At 63.9% G+C, this 25,174-nt stretch carries 16 protein-coding genes; 7 read left to right on the top strand and 9 right to left on the bottom strand.

All coding sequences use genetic code 11. The features are described from left to right. Window position 1 precedes the first annotated feature (1 nt). The 6 genes from CBW24_RS17820 to CBW24_RS17845 all read right to left on the bottom strand — a co-directional run bounded on the left by CBW24_RS17820 (window position 2) and on the right by CBW24_RS17845 (window position 6,621). Window positions 2-1,024 (bottom strand): ABC transporter permease, encoded by a 1,023-nt coding sequence (locus CBW24_RS17820; protein ID WP_097374598.1) that lies wholly within the window; start codon window positions 1,022-1,024, stop codon window positions 2-4. A gap of 11 nt (window positions 1,025-1,035) precedes the next feature. After that, entirely contained in the window at window positions 1,036-2,013 is a 978-nt protein-coding gene (locus CBW24_RS17825) for an ABC transporter permease (protein WP_088664840.1), read from the bottom strand. After that, on the bottom strand, window positions 2,010-3,524 hold the full coding sequence (locus tag CBW24_RS17830) for a sugar ABC transporter ATP-binding protein (protein ID WP_097374599.1): 1,515 nt from the start codon (window positions 3,522-3,524) through the stop codon (window positions 2,010-2,012). Before CBW24_RS17830 ends, CBW24_RS17825 begins: the two co-directional genes overlap by 4 nt. 147 nt (window positions 3,525-3,671) lie before the next feature. Beyond that, complete coding sequence (locus CBW24_RS17835; RefSeq protein ID WP_088664842.1) at window positions 3,672-4,724, bottom strand: autoinducer 2 ABC transporter substrate-binding protein; 1,053 nt, start codon at window positions 4,722-4,724, stop codon at window positions 3,672-3,674. A gap of 117 nt (window positions 4,725-4,841) precedes the next feature. Further along, the gene (locus tag CBW24_RS17840; RefSeq protein WP_198405302.1) at window positions 4,842-5,600 is read right to left on the bottom strand and encodes a DeoR/GlpR family DNA-binding transcription regulator; all 759 of its coding nucleotides are present in this window, start codon (window positions 5,598-5,600) and stop codon (window positions 4,842-4,844) included. 127 nt (window positions 5,601-5,727) lie between these two features. Further along, entirely contained in the window at window positions 5,728-6,621 is an 894-nt protein-coding gene (locus CBW24_RS17845; protein WP_088664844.1) for a LysR family transcriptional regulator, read from the bottom strand. 96 nt (window positions 6,622-6,717) lie between these two features. On the opposite strand from CBW24_RS17845, the gene CBW24_RS17850 reads away from it, so the two are divergent. The 6 genes from CBW24_RS17850 (at window position 6,718) to CBW24_RS17875 (ending at window position 12,608) form a co-directional block, all read left to right on the top strand. Next, on the top strand, window positions 6,718-7,224 hold the full coding sequence (locus CBW24_RS17850) for a TRAP transporter small permease (RefSeq protein WP_088664845.1): 507 nt from the start codon (window positions 6,718-6,720) through the stop codon (window positions 7,222-7,224). 9 nt (window positions 7,225-7,233) lie between these two features. After that, window positions 7,234-8,511: a TRAP transporter large permease gene (locus tag CBW24_RS17855; RefSeq protein ID WP_088664846.1), complete on the top strand. Its 1,278-nt coding sequence runs from the start codon at window positions 7,234-7,236 to the stop codon at window positions 8,509-8,511. Between the two features lie 17 nt (window positions 8,512-8,528). Next, a complete protein-coding gene (locus CBW24_RS17860; protein WP_088664847.1) occupies window positions 8,529-9,359 on the top strand; it encodes a creatininase family protein in 831 nt (276 codons plus the stop codon). Window positions 9,360-9,362: 3 nt separating this feature from the next. Further along, the gene (locus tag CBW24_RS17865; protein WP_097374601.1) at window positions 9,363-10,313 is read left to right on the top strand and encodes a TRAP transporter substrate-binding protein; all 951 of its coding nucleotides are present in this window, start codon (window positions 9,363-9,365) and stop codon (window positions 10,311-10,313) included. A 106-nt stretch (window positions 10,314-10,419) separates the two neighbouring features. Then, entirely contained in the window at window positions 10,420-11,616 is a 1,197-nt protein-coding gene (locus tag CBW24_RS17870; protein ID WP_088664849.1) for a M20 metallopeptidase family protein, read from the top strand. Between the two features lie 134 nt (window positions 11,617-11,750). Beyond that, window positions 11,751-12,608 (top strand): SDR family oxidoreductase, encoded by an 858-nt coding sequence (locus CBW24_RS17875; protein ID WP_097374615.1) that lies wholly within the window; start codon window positions 11,751-11,753, stop codon window positions 12,606-12,608. Window positions 12,609-12,732: 124 nt separating this feature from the next. Here CBW24_RS17875 and CBW24_RS17880 read toward each other — a convergent pair whose 3' ends face one another. From CBW24_RS17880 to CBW24_RS17890, 3 genes are all read right to left on the bottom strand, one after another. Next, window positions 12,733-17,103: a beta strand repeat-containing protein gene (locus tag CBW24_RS17880; RefSeq protein WP_097374602.1), complete on the bottom strand. Its 4,371-nt coding sequence runs from the start codon at window positions 17,101-17,103 to the stop codon at window positions 12,733-12,735. Window positions 17,104-17,389: 286 nt separating this feature from the next. Next, the gene (locus tag CBW24_RS17885) at window positions 17,390-17,914 is read right to left on the bottom strand and encodes an invasion associated locus B family protein (RefSeq protein ID WP_141100296.1); all 525 of its coding nucleotides are present in this window, start codon (window positions 17,912-17,914) and stop codon (window positions 17,390-17,392) included. After that, window positions 17,901-22,703, bottom strand: coding sequence for a beta strand repeat-containing protein (locus CBW24_RS17890; protein ID WP_157773272.1), 4,803 nt, complete (start codon window positions 22,701-22,703; stop codon window positions 17,901-17,903). The genes CBW24_RS17885 and CBW24_RS17890 overlap by 14 nt, the downstream gene beginning before the upstream one ends. 261 nt (window positions 22,704-22,964) lie before the next feature. On the opposite strand from CBW24_RS17890, the gene CBW24_RS18445 reads away from it, so the two are divergent. Then, window positions 22,965-25,073: a tetratricopeptide repeat-containing sulfotransferase family protein gene (locus CBW24_RS18445; protein ID WP_198405303.1), complete on the top strand. Its 2,109-nt coding sequence runs from the start codon at window positions 22,965-22,967 to the stop codon at window positions 25,071-25,073. The last annotated feature ends 101 nt before the right edge of the window (window positions 25,074-25,174 follow it).

A 25,174-nucleotide genomic window follows, 5' to 3' on the forward strand; every position in this document is an offset into this window, starting at 1 on the left:
GTCACGCCCTCCGATGCCGGCGCCATGAATTGAGCGCGATGACAAGGATCAGGAACCCGCCCCAAACGAAATCGATCAGGTGGTTGGACAGGCGCATCATCTGGAAGCCCGACGACAGCAGCGTCAGCGAAATCAGCGCCAGCGCCACCCCGATGACATTGCCGCGCCCGCCTGCCGGATTGGTCCCGCCCAGCACCGCGATTAACACCGCCTGCAACAGGTAGGACGAGCCATAGTCAGACTTGGCCGCGTTGGTCCGCGCCGACAGCAAGATCCCCGCCATCGCTGCCAGACCGCCGGTCAGCATGTAGGACCAGACGATCATCTGCCCCCGGCGCACCCCGGCGTAAACGGCGGCTTTCGGATTGGTGCCGATCATCTTGAGCCGCAGGCCGAACGATGTCCGCGCCAGCAGCAGCGACAGGCCGACGCAGATCACCACAAACAGCAGCAGCGGCACAGGCAGGCCCGCGATCTTGCCGTTGCCGATGGCGTTCCAGCCCGCCGGGAACCCGACGATGGCCGGCCCCCCCGTCAGCACCAGACACAGCCCGATGAACACCTGCCCCGTGCCCAGCGTCGCCAGAATGGGGGTGATTTTCAGCACTGAGATCAGGAACCCGTTGAGCAGCCCGGCGAGAAGCCCGACCACCAGCGCCGCGCAGACGCCAAGCGCCACCGGCCCCAGCCCCAGCACGGAGGAGCCGTTTTCCCCCGCCATCATGCCAAACAGCGTGCCCGCTGTGATCCCGGCAAGGTTCGCGACGCCCACGATGGACAGATCGATGCCGCCAGTCAGCATCGCGATCATCATCGCAATCGACAGGATGCCCAGTTCGGGCATGAAAAACGCCATCGACTCGAAATTGTAGGATGACAGGAACATGTTCGGGCGCATCGCCGTCATCGCTACCAGCACCACGATGCAGATAGCCCCAAGCAGCAGGTTCGTGCGCGCCGTCTCGTCCGACAGCATCCCCGACAGGATCGAGCCGCGCGGCTCGGACTTCGTCTGGCTAGTCATGGTCTGCCCCCTCATACCAGCGCGCGGCGGTCGCGCAGCGCGGTCACGGTCACGGCCGCGATGAGCATGCCGCCCACGACCACCCGTTGCCATGTCGTGTCGATCCCCATCAGGATCAGCGAATTCTGGATCATCACCAGGATGAAGACCCCCAGAACGGTGCCCAGCACGGTGCCGCGCCCGCCAAAGATCGACGCGCCGCCCAGCACCACAGCCGCGATCACGTCAAGCTCCAGCCCGACGAAATCCCGTGGGTTGGCCAGCCAGATCATCGACGAATGCAGCAGCCCCGAGAACCCCGCCAGCGCGCCTGCGGTGACGTAGACAAAGATCATCGTCCGCCCGGTGGAGAAGCCCACGCGCTTGGCCGCTTCGGGATCGGCGCCGTAGGCATAGACCGAACGCCCGATCATCGTGTGTTTCAGCACCAGATGCAGCAGCAGCGCCAGCCCCAGATAGACCGCCACCATCGCGGTCAGCCCGTAGGTGGAGCCGTTCGCCCGCTCCAGCACCAGCAGATCGGTTTTGCCAAACTCGATCAGCGCGGTGGGCATCTTGTTGATGTTCACATTGGAGGTGCCGACGAGGCCCAGAACCAGACCGCGCACGACGGACGCGGTGCCCAATGTCACGATGAGCGGTATCATTGAAAACCGGTGGATGATGCCCGCGTTCATCAGGCCCAGCAGGCCGCCGATCAGCGTCGCCGACATGAACGGCAGGATGACGCCGTTATAGTCCAGCGCGACCATCACCTTGACCACCAGATACATGCCCGCCACCGCGAAGGCGGTGAACGACACGTCGATCCCGCCGGAGATCATCACCAGCAGCACGCCAAGCGCCATGATGCCGATCACCACGTTGGATTTCAGCAGGCTGAACAGGTTCGACATCTGCCAGAAGGCCGGATTGACCAGACCGATCAGCACCATCGCCACGGCGAGGATGCCCAGAATGATCGCGTCCGAACTGCGCAGGAAACTCATGCCGGTTCTCCCAGTGTCTCTTTCGACAGCGCCGCGTCGAGCGCCTCTTCGGTCAGGGCCGCGCCCGACAGCTCGCCGGTGATGCGCCCCTCGCGCATGCACAGCACGCGGTTACAGTTGGCGGCCAGCTCCGGCATGTCGTCGGAGATCATCAGCACCGCCAGATCGTTCTTGCGGGTCAGATCCTGAATGATGCCGTGGATCTGCTCCTTCGAGCCGACATCGACGCCCACGGTGGGCCCGTTCAGGATCAGCACTTTTGCATCCGTCATCAGCCAGCGCCCGATCATCACGCGCTGCGCGTTGCCGCCCGACAGGGTGCCCACAGGCGCGTCGATGCCGGGGGCGGAGATGGCCATTTCCTTGAACATCTTGCGGGTTTCGGCGGCGGCCTTGTCGGAATTCAGCCACAGCCGCGGCGCAAAGCGCGCCAGCGACGAGACGATGGAATTGTCCCGGATGGAGCGGGTCAGGAACAGACCTTCCGACAGCCGGTCTTCGGGCACATAGGCCAGTCCGGCGGCGATGGCATCGGGGACCGAGGCCGGGGCGATTGGCTGGCCATCGACCAGCATTTCGCCGGTCATGTCCTGCCGCAGCCCGAAAATCGCCTGCGCGATGGCCTTGCGCCCGGCGCCGATCAGGCCCGACAGGCCCACGATCTCGCCCGGCATCAGGGTCAGGTTGATGTCTTGCGCCTTATCCCCGACCGCGACGTTGCGCAGCTCCAACCGGGGGGTTTTGCCGGTGGTGTGGGGCGCGGCGAACCGGCCCTGATGCAGATCGCGGCCCGTCATGGCGCGGGTGATGGCGCGTTCGTCAAACTCGGAAATCGGGCCTTCGGTGACCTTCTTGCCATTGCGGAACACCGTCAGGTGCTCGGAAATTTCCAGCATTTCGCGCATCTTATGGCTGACGAACAGCGTTGCGATGCCTTGGTCCTGCAGGTCGCGCACGATGCGGAACAGGCGTTCCACCTCGCGGCCCGTCAGGGTCGTCGTCGGCTCATCCATGATGATCAGCCGCGCATCGGCCAGCATGGCGCGGGCGATCGCCACGATCTGCCGCCCCGCTGCGGGCAGGGTTTCGACCGTCGCGTCCAGATCCAGTTTCACATCGAGCCGCGCCAGCACCTCGCGCGCCATTTTGCGCGCCCGGCGCCAATCGACGCGCTGGCGGCCTTCGCGCAGGAACGAATTGAGCGCGAGGTTTTCCACGACCGTCAGCGTCGGGAACAGCGAAAAATCCTGATAGATCACCTGCACGCCATGCGCGATGGAGGTGGCGGGATCGAGCTTACCCACCGGTTTGCCGTCGATCAGGATTTCGCCCTCGTCGGGCTGATAGACCCCGGAGACGATCTTGATGAGCGTCGATTTGCCGGAGCCGTTTTCACCGGCAAGGCAATGGATGCGCGCGGTGTCGAGCGTCAGCGACACGTCGTCCAGCGCCCGCACACCGCCAAATCGTTTGGATACGTTGCGAAGCTCGATCAAAGGAGCGGATGGCATGGAAATCTCCTGTCAGGCCGTTTTGCAGGCGCACAGACCCAAAGGCCGGACCAGCGGCAATACGGGGGGAGGCACCCCGGACGGGCCGGGGGTAGGATGGCGCAGCAGCCGCCGCGCCATCCGTCGGACTTGAACCCTGAACCGGGATCAGAAGTCGTAATCGGCCATGTTGTCTTTCGTCACGCCGACCCAGCCTGCACCGTAGAGAACCTTGGCGTTGGCGCCTTCGGCCAGTTGCAGATCGGTGTAGCCTTCCAGACCCAGATCGGTGCCAGCACCGATGCCCGCATCTTCACCCGCTGCGCGCGCTTTGAGTTCTTTCAGCGCGATCAGGTTCATGGCGTAGCCCGCGACAGCCGGGTCCCAGAACTGGATGTAGTCGATATCGCCGTTCGACAGATACTGACCGGCCACAGACGGCAGGCCCGTGCCTGCAAAGTGCAGCTGACCCTGAAGACCGCTTTCCGCGATCAGGCGACCGGCACCTGCCGAAGTGGGCATCGGGCCGCCGACGACACCGGCGATGTCGGGATGCGCGGTCAGCGCTTCTTTCAGCTTGGTGTAGTCGGTGTTGGCGTCGTCGTAGGTTTCCAGACGCTCGGTCGCCAGCGACATGTCGGGATAGGCTTCTTCCTGACGGGCGATGGCGCCATCGATCCATTCGTTCTGCGACTTGGAGGTCAGCGAGCCGACGGTGGCGACATATTTGCCGGTCTCACCCATCTGCGCGGCGAGGTTGTCCATCAGCTCCGCCCCATAGGCGAGGTTGTCGAACGCCTCGATGTCGTAATCGACATTGGTGATGTTGGACGCTTCATGGCTGACCACGACGATGCCGCGATCGCGGGCTTTCTTCAGCACCGGCTCGACCGCCTCGACGGAGAAGGGCACAACGGCGATGGCGTCCACGCCCTGCGCGATCAGGTTCTCGATCAGCTGCACCTGAGCGGCGGCATCGGCCTGCGAGGGGCCAACCATCCAAGTGTCATTGCCGGTGTCTTCGCCGAACTGCTTCACGCCGTCGCGCATACGGTCAAACCACGCGATGCCGTCGACCTTCACCACGGTGGCGATGGAGTATTCTTCCTCGGAGGCCAGCGCCTCGGGATCGACATTGTCGATATTGACGATCTGCTGAGCCCAGCCGGGGCCTGCCGCAGCCACGAGCAGCGCAGCCGCCGAAATGAATCCGAACTTCATGAACTATCCTCCCAATCTATCTGCGGACCCCCTCGTCCGCGTCAGTGACGTCGGCTTGCGACGCCGAACATAATGTTGCGAGTTTTGTTAGGATCGCAACATAACCACCCCGAACCTCTAACTCCCGGCCGCCGGTGTCAACCGCTTTCTGAACGCCCCGGCGGAATGCAGACCCTGCTCGGTGATGACGCCGCTCAGGTCTTCGACCTGCCCAAAGACGACGGGTTTGCGCGCGCCGATCTTACCCTCGTCGATCACGGTGTAGCAGCGGTGCGACAGCGAAATCAGGGACTTCTTGAGGCTCAACTCATAGTCGTGTGAGCAGCTTAAACGCCCGTCCCGGTCGATCCCGCCCGCCGACAGAAACGCCACATCGATGGCCAGCGGCGCCAGCCGGGCCACCGGATCCGCCGTGTGGCAGGACCGGGTTTCGGATTTGATCTCGCCGCCCATGAACTCCACGGGCACCCGCGACCGCCCCTGCAGAATATCCGCCGTGGTAAAGCAATGGGTGACGATTCGCCCCGCGCCGCTCCGTGCCAGAAGCCGGGCCAGATGTGGCAGCGTGGTGCCGGTATCCAGAAACACGACCGCGCCGTCCGCCACCTGTTCCAGAGCCACTTCGCAGGCGCGGCGCTTGGCCTCGATGGCGCGGCTCATCTGGGTGTCGAAGTCGTAATGTTCGGTGCTGCGATCGCGCACCACATAGCCGCCCCGGCACGAAAACCCGGAATCGGCCCGCGCCGCATCCCGGCGCAGCGTCATCTCCGCCACGCCGATCTGATCCGCCAAGTCACGCAGATGCAGGGCCGGGGTCACATCCAGCAAGGCGATGATCTGCGCGATCCGCTCGCGCTGCCGGCTGGGTCTGGTCATGGGGCCTCCGCAGGTGATCCGATGGGCGAAACTGTCCGGGCCCGCGCCGCCAAACGCAAGCGGGTGTCGCCGGGTGGGCCGGGCAGGCATCCGATGCATCGGGGGGATCGGGAAGATCGGGGGCATGTCATGGGCGGGGCAGCTCCTTCAGGCATTGGATGAACAGATCGACGAACGGGTTGAGCCCTTCGGTCCGCCACGCCGCCACCAGCGAAATCGCTTCGGGCAGATCGGTGAGCGGGCGCACCACCAGCCCGTCGATGGGTTCGTGTTCGACCCAGCGCGGCACGATCCCCACGCCCAGCCCGGCGGCCACCAGCACCGCGACGGCCTTGGTATGGCTGACCCGCTGCACGATCTGCGGGGCGAACCCGGCGGCGCGGCAATGCTGATAGACGATGTCTTGATACCCAATGCCGCGAATGTCGCTGAAGCCGATGAATTTCTCGTCCCGCAGATCCTCGATCCGCAGGCTGCGCCGGGCGGCAAGGGGCGACGCGGCAGACACGATGGCGGCGAAGCCTTCGCGGTGCACCTCCAGCGTGTTGAGCCCGCTCATGCTGCGCGGGGGCCGGATGAACGCCACGTCGATGGAGCGGCTCGCCAGCATTGGCAACTGCTCCTCGGTGGTATGGAAACACATATCAAGCTGCACCGCCGGGGCGCGCTGCGACAGCGCCTGCAACGCCGCCGGCAGGATGGAATAGACGGCAGAGGACATCGCCCCGATGCTGAGCCGCCCGGCTTTCAGCCCGCCGACGGTGCGCGCCTCGTCGATCGCCTCCTCGAACCCCATCAGCGCCTCGCCCGACTTCTCGAACAGCGCATGTCCGGCGGGGGTCAGCGTGACGGTGCGGGTGGTGCGATCAAACAGACGAACGCCGATGCGTTCCTCCAATTGCCGGATCTGCTGCGACAGCGGCGCCTGACTAACGCCCAGGATTTCGGCAGCCCGGCCAAAGTGCAATTCCTGCGCCACGCGCATGAAATAGCGCAGATGCCGGATTTCAACGCCTTTCATGGCATTATTCCTTCAAACAGAACAATACATACTATTCATATATTAGACATAATAGCGCAAGGCTGCTGGTCTGCCCCCATCAACTCTGGAATGAGCATGAAGCCCAAGACACCTCTCGACCTTTTCGCACCGATCCGGTGGCTGATCTCCGCGCTGCTGGGCGTGGTCGTCTTTACCACGTTGCTGCAAATCGTGATGCGCTACGCGTTCAACGCGCCGCTGATCTGGAGCGAGGAATTCGTAAAGCTGCTGATCGTCTGGATCACTTTCATCGGAGCTTCGGCCGTCTGCTATGACGGGCGCCACCTGAATGTCGAAGTGTTCCTGAAAGCCGCCCCACCCCGTCTGCGCGCCGCCATGCGGGTGTTCAATGCGGTGGTGTCGCTGGGCTTTCTCAGCGTGCTGGGCTGGCACTCCATCACCTTGGTCAAGATCGAGATGATGCAGGACATGTCCGCCCTGCCGCTGAAGATCGGGCATATCCGGCTCGCCGCCACCGTGGGCTGCGTGCTGATGGTGATCGGCATTCTCGCGCGGATGTTCTACCGCCGTCCGGGCCTGTCCCGGATCGATCCGACGCATGTCGAAAACGACGCGATGTAAGGCTGCCCCATGCTGACCTCCCTCATTATCGTTCTGCTGCTGGTGCTGCTGTTCACCGGAATGCCGCTGGTCTTTGCGATCGGCACCGCGTCGATGACCTATTTCTGGTTCTCCGACATCAATCTGGCGCTGCTGACCCAGCGCATGACCAGTTCCATCGACTCGTTTCTGATCCTTGCGATCCCGTTCTTCTTCCTCGCCGGGGAATTGATGAACGCCTGCAAGCTGACGGACCGGATCATCAATCTGGCGCGGGTCTGCGTGGGCCATATCCATGGCGGTTTGGCGCAGGTGAATATCTTTGCCTCGCTGATCTTCTCGGGCATGTCCGGCTCCCCCACTGCAGACACCACCGCGCTTGGCTCCGTGCTGATCCCGGCGATGAAGCGCGAAGGCTATCCCGCGCCCTTCTCCGCCGCCGTCACCGTGGCCTCGTCCATGGTCGGGCCGATGGTGCCGCCGTCGGTGTCGCTGGTGATCTATGGCACGCTGGCCAATGTGTCGGTCGGGCGGCTGCTGCTGGCCGGGATCGTGCCGGGGCTGGTCATCATCGGCACGCAGATGGCGTTTACCTATTTCTACGCCCGCTTCGCCGATCTGCCCCGGTATGAGCGCGCCAGCTTCCCCGAACTGCGCAGCGCCGTGGCGCAGGGTTTTGCCGCGCTGATGTTCCCGGTCATCATCGTCAGCGGCATCCTGCTGGGGATCTTTTCCCCGACCGAGGCCGCCGCCGTCGCCGTGCTCTATGCCCTGTGTCTGGGCTTCATCTACAAAAACGTCAGCATCCGCGACATGGTCGGCGCCGTGACCACCACCGCGCTTGGCACCGCGCGTATCCTGTCGATCATCGCCGTGGCCTCCGCGTTTTCGTGGATCATGGTGCGCGAAGGCGTGCCGCTGGCCATCGCCAATTCCATCTCTTCGGTCTCCGAAGATCCGCTGATCGCGCTGTTCCTGATCGTGCTGATGCTGCTGGGGGTGGGCCTGCTGATGGTCGCCTCCTCCGCCGAAATCGTCCTGACCCCGATCCTTGTGCCCGTGATCCTGCAATTCGGCATCGATCCGGTGCATTTCGGGGTGATCATGGTGTTCGTGCTGATCATCGGCGGCGCGACCCCGCCGGTGGGGGTGCTGCTGTTCATCGCGCAGGACATCGCCAAGATCAGCCACCTGCAAATGGTGCGCGCGATGCTGCCCTTCTACGTGCCGCTGGTGATCGCGGTCGTGCTGTTGGTCTGCTTCCCGCAGATCAGCCTCTTCCTTCCCAATCTCGTCTTCGGCCTGTGAGCCGAACGGAGCCTCCCATGACGTCTGACCAAAAACACCTTCTTGAAAACATGACCTTCGAGGAGTTCGCCGCGTGGAGCCGCGCCGAGGAAAAGCCCGTGGTGCTGATCCCGCTCGGCTCGCAGGAAATTCAGGGGCCGATGGTGCCGATGGGGGATTTCATGCTGACCCGCGAGGTCGCCGCCGAGGTGGCGCAGGCGGCGGGCGCCGTGGCCGCGCCCACCCTGCCCTTTGGCTATGCGGAATATTTCCGCACCGTGCCCGGCGGCATCGCGCTGTCGGCGGATGCGTTCCGCGCGACGCTGACCGACATTCTCGCCAATTTCCTCGATCACGGGTTCACCCGCATTGTCATCCTCAACGGCCATAGCGGCAATTACCCGCTGGTCGATCAGGTCATTCGCGACGTGCGCAAACGCTACGGCCTGCTGGTGCCCTGCATCAACCTGTGGCGGTCGCTGCCCGATGCGCTGTGGACCGAACTACACGGCGATTTCGGCAAGAAAGCCTTTGCCCATGGCGGCGATCCGGTGACCTCCGTCTATATGCATTACTTCCCCCAACTGACCCATGCGGACCGGGCCAAGCTGCCCGAAACACCCGGCACGCTGGCCGGGCTGCCTGTCGCCGGGCTGTCGGGGGTGAAATTCCAAGACATCGAAATCGGCATGCCGGTCAACGTCGACGACCGCTGCCCCGACGGGATCGTGGCCGGCGATCCTGCGGGCTCGTCCGCGGATAAAGGCAAACGGATCGTGGAGCACCTCGTGGCGTTCTGCACCGACTTCATCGCCCATTTCCGCGACAGCGACCCGAAAATTCCGGCCATGCAGAAAACAGGGAAATAAAACATGAAAAAATTAGCGATTGCCGCCGCTCTTCTGACCACCACCGCGCTGGCCGCGCAGGCGGATGAAATCCGCTACGCGACATGGGCCCAGCCCGGCGAGGCGCCTTACGCGGGGGCCGAGAAATTCAAGGAAGTGGTCGAGGCCAATTCCGATCACACCGTGACGATCTTCCCCGGTGACCAGCTGGGCAAGCCCAAGGAAGTCTATTCGCAAATGGCGCTCGGTTCGACCCAGATCCTTGCCTCCGGCGATCCGGGCCTGAAGGAAATCGAATACCTCGCCCTGCCCTATCTGATGAGCGACATCGCCAAGTATAAAGAGGTGCTCGACACCGATTTCGGTCAGGAGTGGAATCAGCGTCTGGTCGATGAACACATGGTCCGCCTGCTGGGCTTCATGCCGCGCAGCCCGCGCCAGATCAGCGCCAACAAGGTCATCAACACCATCGACGATCTGAAGGGCCTGAAGCTGCGCGCGCCGGAGCGGGACTACTACGTCAAATCGCTCTCCGCGCTTGGCGCCAACCCGACGCCGATGGCCTTTGCCGAGGTCTACACCGCACTGCAAACCGGCATCGTCGACGGGCAGGAAAACCCGATCGAGACGATCTATGCGCAGAAATTCCACGAGGTGCAGGACGGCGTTGCGATGGTCGATTACATCGTGAAGCCCGCCTATGTCACCATCTCGGAAAGCTTCTGGCAGGGCCTGTCGGAAGACGACCGCGCGCTGATGACCCGCGCCAATGACGAATCCACCAAGGTGATCGAGGCCGCCCTGCCGCAGGAGCAGGAAACCATCCTCGCCGAAATGGAAGCGGCAGGCGTCACCGTGACCTATCCCGACAAGGCTCCGTTCATCGAGGCGACCCAATCGGTGCGCGATGAACTGGGCACCGCAATCTGGGGGGACGAGATCTACACCCAGATCGTCGAAATCGGCGGCAATTAAGCCGCCGGTCCACCACTCACGACGACGACCATCACCACCACTCATGACACGGATCTTCCCTCCGGCTTTCGCCGGAGGGGCGCTCCCCTGCTGACCGAGGAATCCCATGTCGCACGCCACCAACCTTGTCCCCGAAATCGACGCCATCACGGCAGAGATCACGGAAGAGCTGATCGGCATCCGCCGCTGGATGCACCAGAACCCCGAACTGGGCTTCGAGGAGGTAAAGACCTCCGCCATGATCCGCGAGGAGTTGGAGAAGGCCGGTGTCAGCTTTACCGCCGGCTATGGCGAAACCGGCATCTGCGCCACCATTGGCGACGGCTCCGGCCCGGTCATCGCGCTGCGCGGCGATTTCGACGCGCTTCCAATCCACGAAACCGGCACCCCGGACTATGTGTCCACCGTGCCGGGCAAAATGCATGCCTGCGGCCATGACGCCCACACCGCGATCCTGCTGGGCGTGGTCCGGGTGCTGTCGCGTCTGGGCGCATTGCCGGGGCGCGCGATGTTCATCTTCCAGCCCGCCGAGGAGGGTCTGGGCGGCGCCCGCGCGATGCTCAAGGACGGGCTGTTCGAGCATTGCGACCCCGATATCGTGCTGGGCTATCACAACTGGCCGCTGATCCCGGCGGGCACGATCGGGTGGCATCCGCAGACGGCCTTTGCCTCCACCGATCCGTTCGATATCGAGATCCGCGGCAAATCGGGGCATGGCGCGCATCCCCATCTGGCCCGCGATCCCATCGTGGCGGGCGCAGCGCTGGTCAGCGGGCTGCAAACCATCGTCAGCCGTCAGGTCGCGCCGCTGTCTGCCGCCGTGCTGTCCATTGGCCGGATCGAGGGCGGCACCGCCCGCAACCAGATCCCCGATACCCTGCGGCTGGAAGGCACGACGCGCAGTCAGGATCCCGCCGTGCGCGACCAGATCCGCGCCGCCATCGAAACCCAATGCGCCGGGGTCGCCGCGCAATTCGGGGTAGAGATCACGCCCATTTTCCACACCGGCGTTCCGGCGGTGGTCAATGACCGCACGATCCTTGACCCCGTTCTGGACGCCACGCGCAAGATCATCGGCGCCGAGAATGTCATCGAACTGCCCGAAGGTTCGATGGGCAGCGAGGATTTCGCGGAATTTTCCTCGCGCAAGCCCGCCGCGCATCTGCGCATCGGCTCCCGGCTGGAGCATCACCGCACCATGCTGCACCGAAGCGACTTTGACCTCGACGAGGCCTGCATTCCGACCGCCGTGCGCGCGCTGAGCCTTGCCATGCTGGAATTGATGGCCGCGCCGCCGAAGTAATCCCCTCCCCCCCCGGCGATGCCCGTTCCGTCGGGGGGGCTTGCGCGGCGATCCGCCCCCTGCCCCGGACCCGCGCGCCTTTGCCGGAACATCCTCCGCGCCCCTGTCGTTGTCGGATCAACGAAAGGAGCAGGATCATGGATTACCCCAAACCCCCCTTTGACAAGCAGACCCAAGACCTCCCCGGCAGCAGCGCCCGTATGCGCCCCGAACCCGATCACGGCGAAACCAGCTATCGCGGCTCGGACCGGCTGGCGGGCATGGCCGCGCTCATCACCGGCGCCGATAGCGGCATCGGGCGCGCCGTGGCGCTCGCCTTTGCCCGCGAAGGGGCCGATGTGGCGATCTCCTACCTGTCGGAAGATGCCGAGGCCGAGCGCACCCGCGATCTGGTCGAAGAGGCCGGGCGCAAGGCGCTGCTGCTGCCCGGCGATATCCAGTCCGCCGCCCATTGCCGCGATATCGTCGCGCGCACTCATGAGGCGTTCGGGCGGTTCGATATTCTTGTGAACAACGCCGCCCATCAGATGCATTTCGACCGGTTCGAAGACATCTCGGACGACGAATGGGACACGACCTTCCGCACCAATATCCACGCCATGTTCTATCTGTCCAAGGCGGCGGTGCCGCTGATGAAACAGGGCGGCGCGATCATCAATTCCGCCTCGGTCAATTCGGACATGCCCAATCCGGGCCTGCTGGCCTATGCCAGCACCAAGGGCGCGATCCAGAATTTCACCGGCGGGCTGGCGCAATCGCTGGCGTCACGCGGCATCCGCGTGAATTGCGTGGCGCCGGGGCCGGTCTGGACGCCCCTGATCCCCGCCACGCTGCCCGAAGACTCGGTCGCCAATTTCGGCGCGAATTATCCGATGGAGCGGCCCGCGCAACCGGCGGAATTGGCCTCCGCCTATGTGATGCTGGCGGACCCGATCTCCAGCTACACCTCCGGCGCGACCATCGCCGTGACCGGGGGCAAGCCGATCATCTGACCCCTGCCCCGCCGCGGCGACAGTCGCAATCGCAGCACCGCCGCGGCGGTGGTCCGGGACATGAAAAGGGCCGCGGCACATGCCCGTGCCGCGGCCCTTCGTCATCGCAACGTCCGTGTCGGGATCAGAACGACATGCGGTAGCCTACGGACACGCCGTAGCCCGAAACGCCCTCGTTGCCGAACAGCCCCGACGCCTTGAAGTCGAGCCCACCGGTGCCAAGCTCGACACCATAGCCCACGCCGACCTCGACCGCGGTAAAGTCGGTCGCCGCCGAGGCAAGCGTCGCATCCGTGCCGACGAACGCCACTTCCAGCCCGTCTTCGCTCACCTCGCGGCGCAGCACCTCCAGCGACCCGGTCAGAACACCCGGCCCCGCTTGGGTGGAGGCATCGACCCCGATGGTGAAATCAGACACGTCGATGTCGCGATCCCCATAGCCGATGGCCGTCGCGCCGCCGGTTTCCTCGTAGCCATCCACGTTCAACCGGGTGTAGCGGTAGCCCGCATAGGGCCGCAGCAGGACGTTTCCGGTCTGGGTGGCGTAGGACAACTCCACCGCCGGGCTGACGAAGCTAGAGTCATATTCGCTCTCGATTTCGCCGATCCCGCCGGGGGCGAGGTTGTCGTTCACCGTGCGGCTGGTCTCGTTCGACATCCGACCGAAGCTGGCACCAAAGGTCAGCGCCACGCCGTTGCCCAACGCGGTGTTGCCGTAAAGGCCCAGCACCACGCCGGAGCTTTCGACCCGGTCTTCGCCCAGCATCGTGTCGACGGAGCCTTCGCCCTCGAACCCGCTGAGCGACACGGCATAGCCGATCCCGTTATCCAGCCGGTTGAGGTAACCCGCCGTCAGACCGCCGATGTCGTAATCCAGATCGCTGCTGTCGTCGTTGTCGATGGTGCGGGACACATAATCGCCCTGCACGAACAGCATCGGGCTGCCGCCCAGCGACGGCGCGGCAGGCACCGGTGCAGGGGCCGCAGCCGGGACATCCCGCACCAGCCCGCCGGTCGACAGGCGCGCGGTTTCGGTCTGGGCCCGCGCCACGATTGCCCCCGGTGCAGGTGCACCCGACAGCAACGCGGACACCGCGCCAAAGCCGAAGCCCGCGACATCGGCGGCCATCATCCCGCTGGCGGCAGAGGTCACCCCCGGCTCCAGCGTCGCGACCACGTTGCCGCTGCGATAGAGCTGCGGCCCGCCCTCGTTTTCCAGCGTCACGTTGTCGGGGATCTCGTCAAAGGTCCAGTAGAACGGCGCTGTGCCTTCGACCGACCGCACGGTCAGCTCTTCGTTGCCCAGCGACAGCCGCCCGGCAAAGAACGAACTCGTCTCGATCTCGACCACCCCGGTGCCGTCCGACACGGTGATCGCGTTGCCCGCGTCGCCGTTCAGGGTGCTCAGGATCGTGCCGCTGTTGAACAGACGTCCGTCGAGATTGGCGATCGCGATGCCCGAGCTGTCGACATTGAAGCCCGTCCCGACATTCTGGGCATCGACGACGATGGAGCCCAAGTTCGCGACCACGCCCGTTTCGCCCACATTGCCGAAATTCAGACCCACCGCAGCAACGCTGTCGGAGGAACTATTCGTCATCGTGGTGGCCTGCGTGGCGGCAGAGACGGTGACCGTGCCCGTGTTCAGGAATACACCATTATGCGTCATGGCCGACAGGCCCGCCGCATAGCTGTCCAGCGCCCCATTGGGGCCGTTCTGGATGGTGGTGGCCTGCACGTCGATCGCGCCGGAATTGAATATAAACGCCCCGTCGTCGGTCCCGGAGAGCAAGATCCCGGTGGCGCTGGCCGATGCCGTGCCACCCAAGGCCTCCGGATCGGTCTGTGCCTCGGCGGTGACCGTGATCACGCCATCATTCCCGGCAACGCCCGCGACCTTGCCCAATGACAGGCCCACGGCCTGCGCCGACGCCCCGCCGAACGGCCCGATCGGACCGATGATCATGAGCGTGGGTTCCATCGGCTCATTGAACGCCGACATGGGCTGGGCTGAGTGCTCGATGGGACCAAACGGCGTCGTGGCGGTCGCCGCCGCGATGACGTCGATGCTGCCGTCGTTGTAGACCGCGCCCGATGGCGTGACACCGCTGGCCAAGACGCCGGTGGCCTCGGCCCATGTCCCGCGCGGGGTGCTGCCATCGGCGGTGGCGCTCACCTCGATGCTGCCGCCATTGTCGAACAGCCCGGACACATCGTCCATTTCGACACCACGCGCCTGGGCCTGTGTCTGGGTCGTGTTCTCGAAGTTGAAAAAGAACGTCTCCGCCGTCGCGTTCGCCGTGGCGACAACGCGGCCACTGTTCATCAGACCGCCATCGACCGCGCCGACATGCATGCCGGTCGCCTCGGCCAGCGCACGATCAAAGCTGATCGCGTAGGTCTCATACATCGGCCGCCCCATATAGGAGTCCGACGCCACCTGACCGTCCAGCGTGGCCAGCGCCGTGATCGTGCCGCTGTTGGTCACCGTTCCGCTGGTTGCGATATCGGTGCCGCGCAGGCCCGTCGCTTCGGCGGACATCGACCGCGACGCCGTGCCTTCGACATGGGCCACCGCTTCGATTTCTCCGCTATTGGTGATCGTGCCGAGGATCTCGCCCACCGTCACACCATCGGTTTCGGCCTGCAGGTAGCTGTCCTGTGCCTGACCCATCGTCTTTGCTTCGGCGCGGATGCTGCCGCTGTTCTCGACGACGCCGGTGCCGGTGACCTCATCCGTCACCAAACCTGCCGCAGCAGCGACGAACCCGAACCGATTATCCCCGTCGATCAAGGCATCCGCAGTCACGGTGCCGGAGTTCGTCACCCGCCCGGACACGGTATCCGCCACCATCCCGAATGCGCTGATCGAGCCGGATTGCGTTTGCGTCGCGTCCTGCGTCAACTCGACGGCGGTGACGATCACGCCGGAATTCTCGACAACGCCGGTTTCGGTGACGTTCTGCGTCGCGATGCCGTAGCCGATCAGCCCCGCCGGCATGCTCGTATCGGATGGCGCGCCCGTCAGCGTCACATACAGCTCGCCACTGTTGGACAACGTGCCCGACTGATCGCCCACCTCCGTAAGATCGCTCACATAGCCGACGCCCATGCCCGCAACCGAAACCGCGACGGCGGAGTTTTCGGCAGTCGCGTCGAGCGTGATGGTGCCGCTGTTGCTCATCTGCCCCAGAAGGGTATTCCCGGCCATCATGCCGCCGACGAACAGATTTTCCCCGGCTGCGCCGCTGAACCCGTAGTCGAGTTCCATCGTGCCGGTATTCTCCATCGTCCCCTCGACAGGGCCGATGGTGTTCATCCCCGCGATGATCGTCAGCCCGGAGCTGGTGCCCAGATCCACGCTCATGTCGAGCGCTCCGTTGTTCGTCAGCGCGGCCCCCTCGCCGATGCCCGCGATAGCGGAGAGACCATCGACCAGGAGCAGTTCCGACACATTTCCGACATTCGCATCAAGCGTGACGCTTCCGTCATTGACCACCGAACCGGTCAGGACACCGTCAGCCCGGATACCGAAAATACGGGTGTCGAATATCGCGTTCTCCAGCGATCCGGCGACCTCGATGGTGCCGGTGTTGGACACCGTCCCGGCGACTTCACCACTACCACCGGGACCCGCAATCATACCCCCGACGAAAAGTTCACCGATGGTGGCCGTCGCGCTGATGTCGAGCGTGCCGCTGTTGAGCAGTGTCGCGCCTTCTTCCAGCGCGCCAAAGCTAATCATCCCCCCGGCGGCGGCAGTGCCGCCCTCCAAACTGGCGCGCGCGGTGATGTCTCCGGCGTTATCCATAAGGGCGGTGCCGCGTAGCGACCCGGCCGCCATCCCCCCCGCGGCGGCGGTGCCGTTGAATGCGGACCCGGACAGATCGAGGGTTCCGGTGTTCGTGACCGTGCCGGTCATGTCCTCGTCCCGAACGAAGATCCCCAAGGCTGAGGCCAATCCCGACCCGGTCTCAACGACCGCCGAACCGGTAATGATACCCGTGTTCAAAACGGTGCCCGACAGGCTTTCGCTCTCGGTCGGGCTGCCAAATTCCATCCCGACAAGGAGCAAGGAGCCGCTATTGGTGACGGCGCTCACATCAATCGTGCTGTTGGCGGTGACGGTCCCGGCAAGCGCCTGCCCGACGCGAAGCCCGGCAGCGCGGTCCGTCGTCACGGCATCCGTGTTGCTCAGCGGGCCGTTCAGCACGACGTCAGAGATATAGCCATCCACCTCGATCGTCAGCGCGGCGCCGTCCGTGGTGCCCGTGATCGCGATGGAGCCATCTTCCGTCACGGTCACGTCGACATCTTCGGTGACGGTCTGCGGCTCGGTAAAGGCTTCGTCATAGACGACCTGCGCCTCACCCATGCCCGCCCCGAGAGCGATCACCGATACGGTCAGAAGCGCGGGGGCCATCGACGCGGTGCGGCCCTTCCACTTGGTCATGCGTCCGCCATGATTGGCCTGTCGGAAGGTCTGAATGTTCATGTCGTTACTCTCGATACACCTGGTTGAAGGCCCCAGAGGGGTGATTCGGCACCGGCCGATCCCCGAACGTTACGGCAACAAATCGTTAACTCCACAGTCCCTGCACATTGTTCAAAATCTAGGCGTTCCATATCCGCCACAGTTTTGCCGCAATCCTTCCAGTGACAGGATTCCTTGCAAACGCATGGACTTAGGAAAATCGAGGGACGATTGGGCTTTGCCCAAAAGAAAGGCCGCGGCACGTTTGGCGTGCCGCGGCCCATGCCCTCATCCGGGGGTTGTCAGGTCAGCTGTCCCAACCCGTCGCGTCCAGCCCGGCAGAGACGCCTTTCAGCGACCCGTCCAGCGTGATCTGGCGTCCCGGCACATTGGCAAAGCGGATCTTCAGAACCGTTCCCGCCCGCAGCGCCGCCACGTCTTCGGCGCTCAGCGCCCGTTGCGCCACGCAGCCTGCCGCGACACAGCGCAGCAATGTCATCGCCAGCGGCGTGTCGTCGTCAACCGCGACGCTGACCCCTGCGGGAATGATCAGGCCCAGCGGCAGCAATACCGACAATGCCGGCCCCTGCCCTTCTGCGCCCGGCATCAGCGTCAGTTGCGCCACCGCCCGGCGGGCCTCGCCCGGCGTGACCATCGTCTGCTTCAACTGGCACCGGCTCGCCGTTTCCGACAGCGCCGTGCAGTCGAACACCCAATCCCCAAAGGTCTGCCCCACACGCGGGGCCTCCTGCGCAGAACCGGGTGCCGTGGTGGTGAGAAGGATGGCGGCAGCAAGCGCCGCCATCCGTTTGGTCAGATCAGAACGAAACACGGTAGCCCACCGATACCCCGTAACCCGACACGCCCTCGTTGCCGAACAGGCCCGACGCTTTCACGTCGATCCCGCCGGTGCCAAGCTCGATCCCGTAGCCAAGGCCAAGCTCCACCGCGGTGAAGTCGGTCGCAGCCGAGGCGATCGTGCCATCGGTGCCAAAGAGGTTCACGTTGGCGCCGTCATCGCTCACCTCGCGATGCAGCACTTCCAGCGACCCGGTCAGCACGCCGGAGCCCGCCTGCGTGGAGGCATCCACACCGATGGTGAAGTCCGACACGTCGATGTCGCGATCGTCATAGGTCACCGCGCCGGTGCCGCCGGACTCGGTGTAGCCATCGACGTTCAGGCGGGTGTAGCGGTAGCCGGCATAGGGCCGGATCAGCATATTGCCGCTCTGCATCGCGTAGGACAGTTCGACCGCCGGGCTGATGAAGCTCGAGTCATAGTCGCCCTCGATCTCCGCCACGCCGCCGGGGGTGAGGTTGTCGTTGACCAGACGTGTGCCCTCGTTCGACAGACGGCCAAAGCTCGCCCCGAAGGTCAGCGCAGCGCCACCGCCCAAGGCCGTGTTGCCGTAAAGGCCCAGCACCACACCGGTGGAGTCGACGCCCTCTTCGCCCAGCGTGGTGTCAACGGTCCCGTCCGCCCGCACGCCGCTCAGCGACACGCCGTAGCCGATCCCGTTGTCGAGCCGGTTGATGTAGCCCGCGGTCAGACCCGAAATGTCGTAATCGAGATCGCGGTTCTGATCGTCTTCGACCGTGCGGGACACATAGTCGCCCTGCACAAAGACCATCCCCCGGCTGCCCATCGGGCTTGCCGCCGGTGCCGAGGCCGGAGCCTCCCGCACCACGCCGCCGGTCGACAGACGCGACGTTTCCGTCACGCTGCGCGACACGATGGCACCCGGTGCCGGAGCGCCAGACAGCAGCGCCGCGACAGAGCCAAAGCCCAGCCCGGCAACATCCGCGGCAACCTGCCCCGGAATAGCCGCGCCCGCATTGGCGACGGTGGCAACGACGCTGCCGTCCTCGCTGCGGTAAAGCTGCGGACCATCGCTGTCGTCGAGGATGACGGTCGCGGGGATCTCGTCGAAGGTCCAGTAGATGGAGTTCGAGTTATCCACTGACGTGACCGTCAGCTGCTCGTTGCCCAGCACAAGATGCCCGGCAAAGAACGAACTGGTTTCAAACTCCGCCGACCCGGTGCCGCCGCCGACATAAACCGCCAGACCGACATCGCCGTTATAGTCCGTCACGATGGCGCCGTTATTGAACAACTCCCCATCAAGCGTGTTGATGGCCAGACCGGTCGCGCCCGGCAAGATGAAGCCGAAGTCGCTCGTCGGTCCGAAGAAGATGCCCTCACCGTCGAGGAAGCCTGCGAACAGATCGCTGTCCGAAACCGTGGCGCTGATCGTCCCGGTATTCGTTACCAGACCGGTGCCGCTGACGGTGTTCACAGTGACGCCGCGCGCATCCGCACGTCCACCAACGATCGAGTTTTCCTCGTTGCTCGTGGACGACGTAACCTCGATCTGCCCGCTGTTGGTCACAGTGCCATCGACGACGTCCAGATCCATACCGCCTGCATTCGCAAGCAGCAGAAGCGCGCTGCTGCCCGCCGCTGCAGTCGCATCGGCAAGGATGGAGCCGCTGTTGTCTACGATGCCATCGATCCCAACGTCATCCGTGGCAAGCCCGACCGCCTCGGCGATCACGAACGGCGCCGTGCCCTCGGCCGAGGCAGAGGCCATGATCGTGCCGCTATTGAGAAGCTCACCCTCGACGTCACCGACAGACACGCCGGTCGCATTGGCGTAGAGCAACGGGATGCTTGCGCTTACGGAGCTTCCGAAACCCTCTTGCAGCAAGAACGGTACGATGAACGCGATGTACGCACGATCATCATCGTCGAGCCCTTCGAAGTCGAGCTCACCGTCCAGATCGACCGCGATCAGACCGCTGGTCTGAGCCGTGGCGGAAATCGTCCCGGTGTTGTTTACCTCTCCCTCGACGTCATAGAGCGCCAAGCCAGCGGCAGTGCCGTAGATCCCCGGCCAACCGCGCTCGCCGAACGACGGGTTCTGCTCGTCATTGCTTTGGAATTCCGTCGTCAGGATGCCCTCGACCTGCGCCGTCGCGGAAATCGTCCCGCTATTGCTCAGCACGGAGCCCGAATTCACCTGATTGACCGAGATGCCTTCCGCATAGCCGTAAATCCCGGTGGACGCCGTGGCGTCGACCATCGCGGTGACGTCGACGGAGCCGGAGGTCATCAGCGTTCCGTTAATGGACGTGCCCGTCACGATGCCGCCAGCATAGGCACTGATCGTGTCGGTCTCGGCATAGCCCTGTGCCATTGCCTCAACAGCGATAGAACCCGAATTGCTGAGCGCGCCGGTCGCGTTGATCCCGCTCATCTCAATGCCATAGGCCCAAACGCCCATACCGGTCGCACCCGTGCCTGCGACAGACGCCGACACATCGATCGAGCCGTTATTGACGACGGTGCCGTTGATGGTGCCGATTTCCAAGCCGTAGGCGCTGGCGTCGATCGAGGCGTCCGTGGACCAGCTATCGATCATCACCGATGCCGACACGGAGCCGTCATTTTGCAAGATCGCGCCCTCTGCGATCGAATTGGTTTCAATACCGTAGGCATACCCGGAAATTTCGTCTTTGGTCCATCCGGTGACCGAAGCCTGCGCGTCGATGCTGCCGCTGTTGTAAACTTGGCCGTTTATGGCACCCATTTCGATCCCATAGGCGCTGGCGGAAAGCGTGGCTCTGGTTTCAGATGTCGCAATTCCGGTTCCGTCGACCGAGGCCATAACCTCGATGGTGCCGGTGTTGGACACGACCGCACCGACGCTCAAGTTATCAAGTTCGATACCATAAGCAGATGCACTTAGCCCTCTCAGGGAAAAACCCGAAACCATCGCCGTTGCGTTGATCGCGCCGCTATTTGCAACCGTCCCAGTCACATCGCTCAAATCAAGACCATAGGCGCTGGCAAAGATGGAATCGTTGGTCGCTGTTCCCGACGCCGTCGCGGAGGCCGTGATCGAGCCGGAACTGATGATCGATCCGTCAACCTGCTCAGCTTCGATGCCGTAGGCATAGGCATAGAGCCCGGTCGTCGCCGAGCCATTTACCGAGGCAATCGCACTGATGCTGCCGGTGTTCGAGACGACGCCGTCGACATCGCCGACCAGAATGCCGGTCGCCGTGCCGCTGGCGCTAGAGGAAAGGCTCGATGCAAAGACATCGAGCGAGGCGCTGATCGTGCCGGAGTTCGAAATCGAACCGCCGCTCTCGATATCGCCGGCGACGATGCCGAAAACATCTACGTAGGTGGCCGTCTCGGACGCGGTCACGGTCAGATTTACATCGATGGTGCCAGAATTGACGATGGCGCCGGAGACCTCATCCTCGACACCAAGGCCAAGCACGGTAATCGCTGCTTCAGTAGTGTCCACGTTTTCGGCAGAGACGTTGATTACAATGTCACCGCTGTTCGTCAGCGTGCCATTCAAGGCGCCCGCAACTCCGATGCCGTGAACGAATAGCGGGGACTCGGAAATATCACGGACATCCGCCGTGACGAAGATGCTGCCACTGTTGACGATCACACCATCCATGTCGCCGTCGGCATAAATACCGGCGATCGTGCTGGTGTCGGTCAGACCTTCGACATCGACGCTGATCTCGATCGTGCCGCTGTTGTCGATCCGACCGGTGGAGGTCAGGCTGACCCTGCTCTCGTCTTCGGGTTCAACGCCTGCGACATAGATCCCGAAAACCTCTACGTAATCGTTGTCGTCGAACGTTTCGACATCTGCTTTGATCGTGCCAGTGTTGACGACAGTCCCGGACACGAGACCGTCAACAAACACACCGTAGGCGCCTTGGGTATCTGCGGGGGTCCCCCCCATGGCGAGCGCGGAAATAGTGCCCGTGTTCGTGATATCACCCTCAACGTCGCCGTTCACGCTGATGCCAAAAGCATAAGCATCCGAGCTGTTGGATTCCGCTTCGGCCTCGATCACCCCATTATTGATGATCCGCGCGCCAGCAACGAGGTCGCTGTGAACCTCGATCCCATAGGCGCTGGCTTCGCTGTCGGTGAACGTATACGCCTGCGCCGAGATCGTGCCGTTATTTTCAATCAGTGCCGTGCTCGCGACGGAGCCGACGTAAATGCCCCAAGCATAGGCCTCGTCGGTCACTTCGCGCGCCTCGACGGTGATAACGCCGTCATTGCGGATCGTGCCCGACAGCACACCGTCGGCGTCGATCCCGACCGCGCTGACAAAGTCGTCGGTCGCCGCACCATAGACATCAACCGTGCCGTTGTTCGTAATGGTGCCGCTTACATCGCCTTCGACATGGATACCGTAAACGGCCACATCGTCGTCGTCTGCGACGTCAACCTTGATCAACCCATTGTTCGTGATCGTGCCGGACAGATCGCCCTGAAGCAGGAGGCCGTTTGCTGAGTCGCTGGCGGTGCCGCCGAGGTAGAGCAGCGAGCCGTCGATCAGAACGTCCGAGGTGTAATCGTCGACATCGATTTCGATCGCTTCTTCACTGTCCTCACCGACCAGCCGGACCGAGCCGGTGCTGGTGACGGTGACGTCTTCGTCGACATCTATTGTCTGAGGTGTCGTCAGTTCGGTCGAGATCACCGTCTGTGCATCGGCCAGACCTGCGCCAAGCGCGATCACTGACACCGAAAGCAGGGCTGGCGCGATTGACGCGGCGCGGCCCTTCCACTTGGTCATCCGGCCACCATGGTTCGCTTGTCGGATTACTTGAACGTTCATTATGATTACTCTCGATCCAAACTTGTTATCTTGCCCGCGCGGAGACGGTTTCCGCCGATTGTTACCTTACGTTACAACTTCGTTAATGCCCTAACGATATTTCTGCAACATCCGGGCCGACCCCTCGACGACGCTATTTTGCCACAGTGGCGGTTTCGCTGGCATCCCGGCGGCTTTCGCGCCACGCTCCCGCGCAGTGTTTGCGAGGAGTTTACGAGAATGGCCGCACAGCCCACCCAGACTGTCAAAATGTCGCCTGCCCAAGCGATCGAACATGCGCGTGCGCATTACGGCGCGGGGCGGTTGCAGCCAGCGGCCAAGGTGCTCGACGCGGTTTTGAAATCACAGCCCGGCAATGCCGACGCGCTGAACCTTGCGGCTGCGACGGCGCTGGCGCAGGGCGATGCGGCGGGTGCGGTAGGGTTGATGGAACGCGCCGTGGCGTCTCATCCCCGGCATCCGGTGTTTCTGGCGAACCTCGCCGAAATGCGCCGCCGCGCGGGCGACGGGGCGGGCGCGGTTGACACGGCGCGCCGCGCGGTCGAGGCCGGTCCGCATCTGGCGGTGACCCACGCCAATCTGGGCATCGCGCTTTACGAGGCGGGCGATCTGGACGGGGCGGAAGCCGCGCAGATCGCAGCGCTCGAAATCGACCCGGCGCAGCCGCGCGCGATCAACAATCTGGGCTCCATCGCCCGCGACCGCCGCGACCTGCCCACGGCCATCGACCATTACCGCCGGGCACAGCGGATGGCCCCCGCCGATGACGAAATCGTCTCCAACCTCGGCACCGTGCTGGTGGAAAATGACCGCGCGGACGAGGCGCTGCGCCTGCTGGAACCCTATGTCCGCGTGCGCCCTGCCGTGCCTGCGGAAATCCACGCAGTGATCGGGCGCGCCCATTTGCGGCGCGAGGATCTGGACAATGCCGAACGCGCCCTGCGCACCGCGATCACCGTTGATCCCAAACACGTCTCGGCGCATGTCTCGCTCAGTCAGGTGATCCAGCAGAAAAACCACGTCGACAAGGCGCTGGCCATCGCCGCGATGGCGGTCAAGATCGACCCGCAAAGCGCCATCGCCCATCATCAGGCGGGCGTCTGTCTGGGCGAACTGGGCGAAAGCGACCGGGCCAAGCAGGCGTTCGAGCGGGCGCTGGAGCTAGAGCCCGATCTGCACCGCGCGCTGCTGTCGCTGGGCTATCAGGCAATGGAGATGGGCGACGCCGACACCGCGCGCAGCATCTTTGAGCGAGCCATCGCCGCGCAGCCCGACGATTTCGGCGGGCATCTGGCGCTGGTGCGGCTGGCCAAGGTCGGCGCGGATGATCCGGCAATGGCGGCGCTGGAGGCCGCGGCAGAGGATCTGGACGGCATGGCCACCCCGCGTGCCATCGCGCTGCACTATGCGCTGGCCAAGGGTTACGAGGATCAGAAACGGTTCGATGAGGCATGGCCCCATTACGCCCGCGGCGCGGAGCTAAAGCGCACGACGATCGAGCATCACGCGGAGCAGTTCGAGGACAAGGTCGACCACATCATCGAGGTGATGAACGCCGACATGATCGCCCGGCTGCGGCAGGGGGCGATCACCTCGGACCGGGCGATTTTCGTGCTGGGAATGCCGCGGTCGGGCACGACCCTGACCGAAACGATCCTTGCCAGTCATCCCGATGTGCATGGCGCGGGCGAATTGCATGATCTGCAACGGCTGCTGCCGCTCGACAATGGCGACCCCGAAGCGCGCTATCCGCATGTGGTGACCCGGCTGACGCCGGATGCGTTCGGGGCCAAGGCGCAGAGCTATGTCGATGGGCTGGCGCGCCGCAGCGATGACAGCCCCCGTGTGACCGATAAGATGCCCGCGAACTTTATCTACCTTGGGTTGATTCATGCGCTGATGCCCAACGCGCGGATCGTGCATACGGTGCGCGATCCGATGGACACCTGTGTCAGTTGCTTCACCCGGCTGTTCGACCGCGCGCAGTTGCATAGTTACGATCAGGTGGAGATGGCCCGCTACTACAATGCCTATCGCCGGTTGATGGATCACTGGCGCAGCGTGCTGCCCGGTGATGCGTTCATGGATATCGAATATGAAACGCTGGTGTCGGATTTCGAGCCGCAGGCACGGCGGCTGGTGGATTGGTGCGGGCTGGACTGGAACGAAGCCTGCCTGACCCCGCACGAAACCAAGCGCTCGGTGCGCACGGCCTCGGTTACACAGGTGCGGCAGCCGATCTATACGACGTCGGTTGCGAAATGGCGCGCCTATGAGGCGCATCTGGGCCCGATGCTGGAGACGCTTGGACCCAACCGCCCGGCGTGACCCAACGGCACATGAGAAGGGCCGGTCCCCCCGTGGGGCCGGCCCTTTTTGCTGCGCTCATGGCGGGCGTGCGCCCTGCCCTGTATGTTACCCGGCTGCGG

This window comes from Pacificitalea manganoxidans (genome assembly GCF_002504165.1).
Lineage (GTDB): Bacteria > Pseudomonadota > Alphaproteobacteria > Rhodobacterales > Rhodobacteraceae > Pacificitalea > Pacificitalea manganoxidans.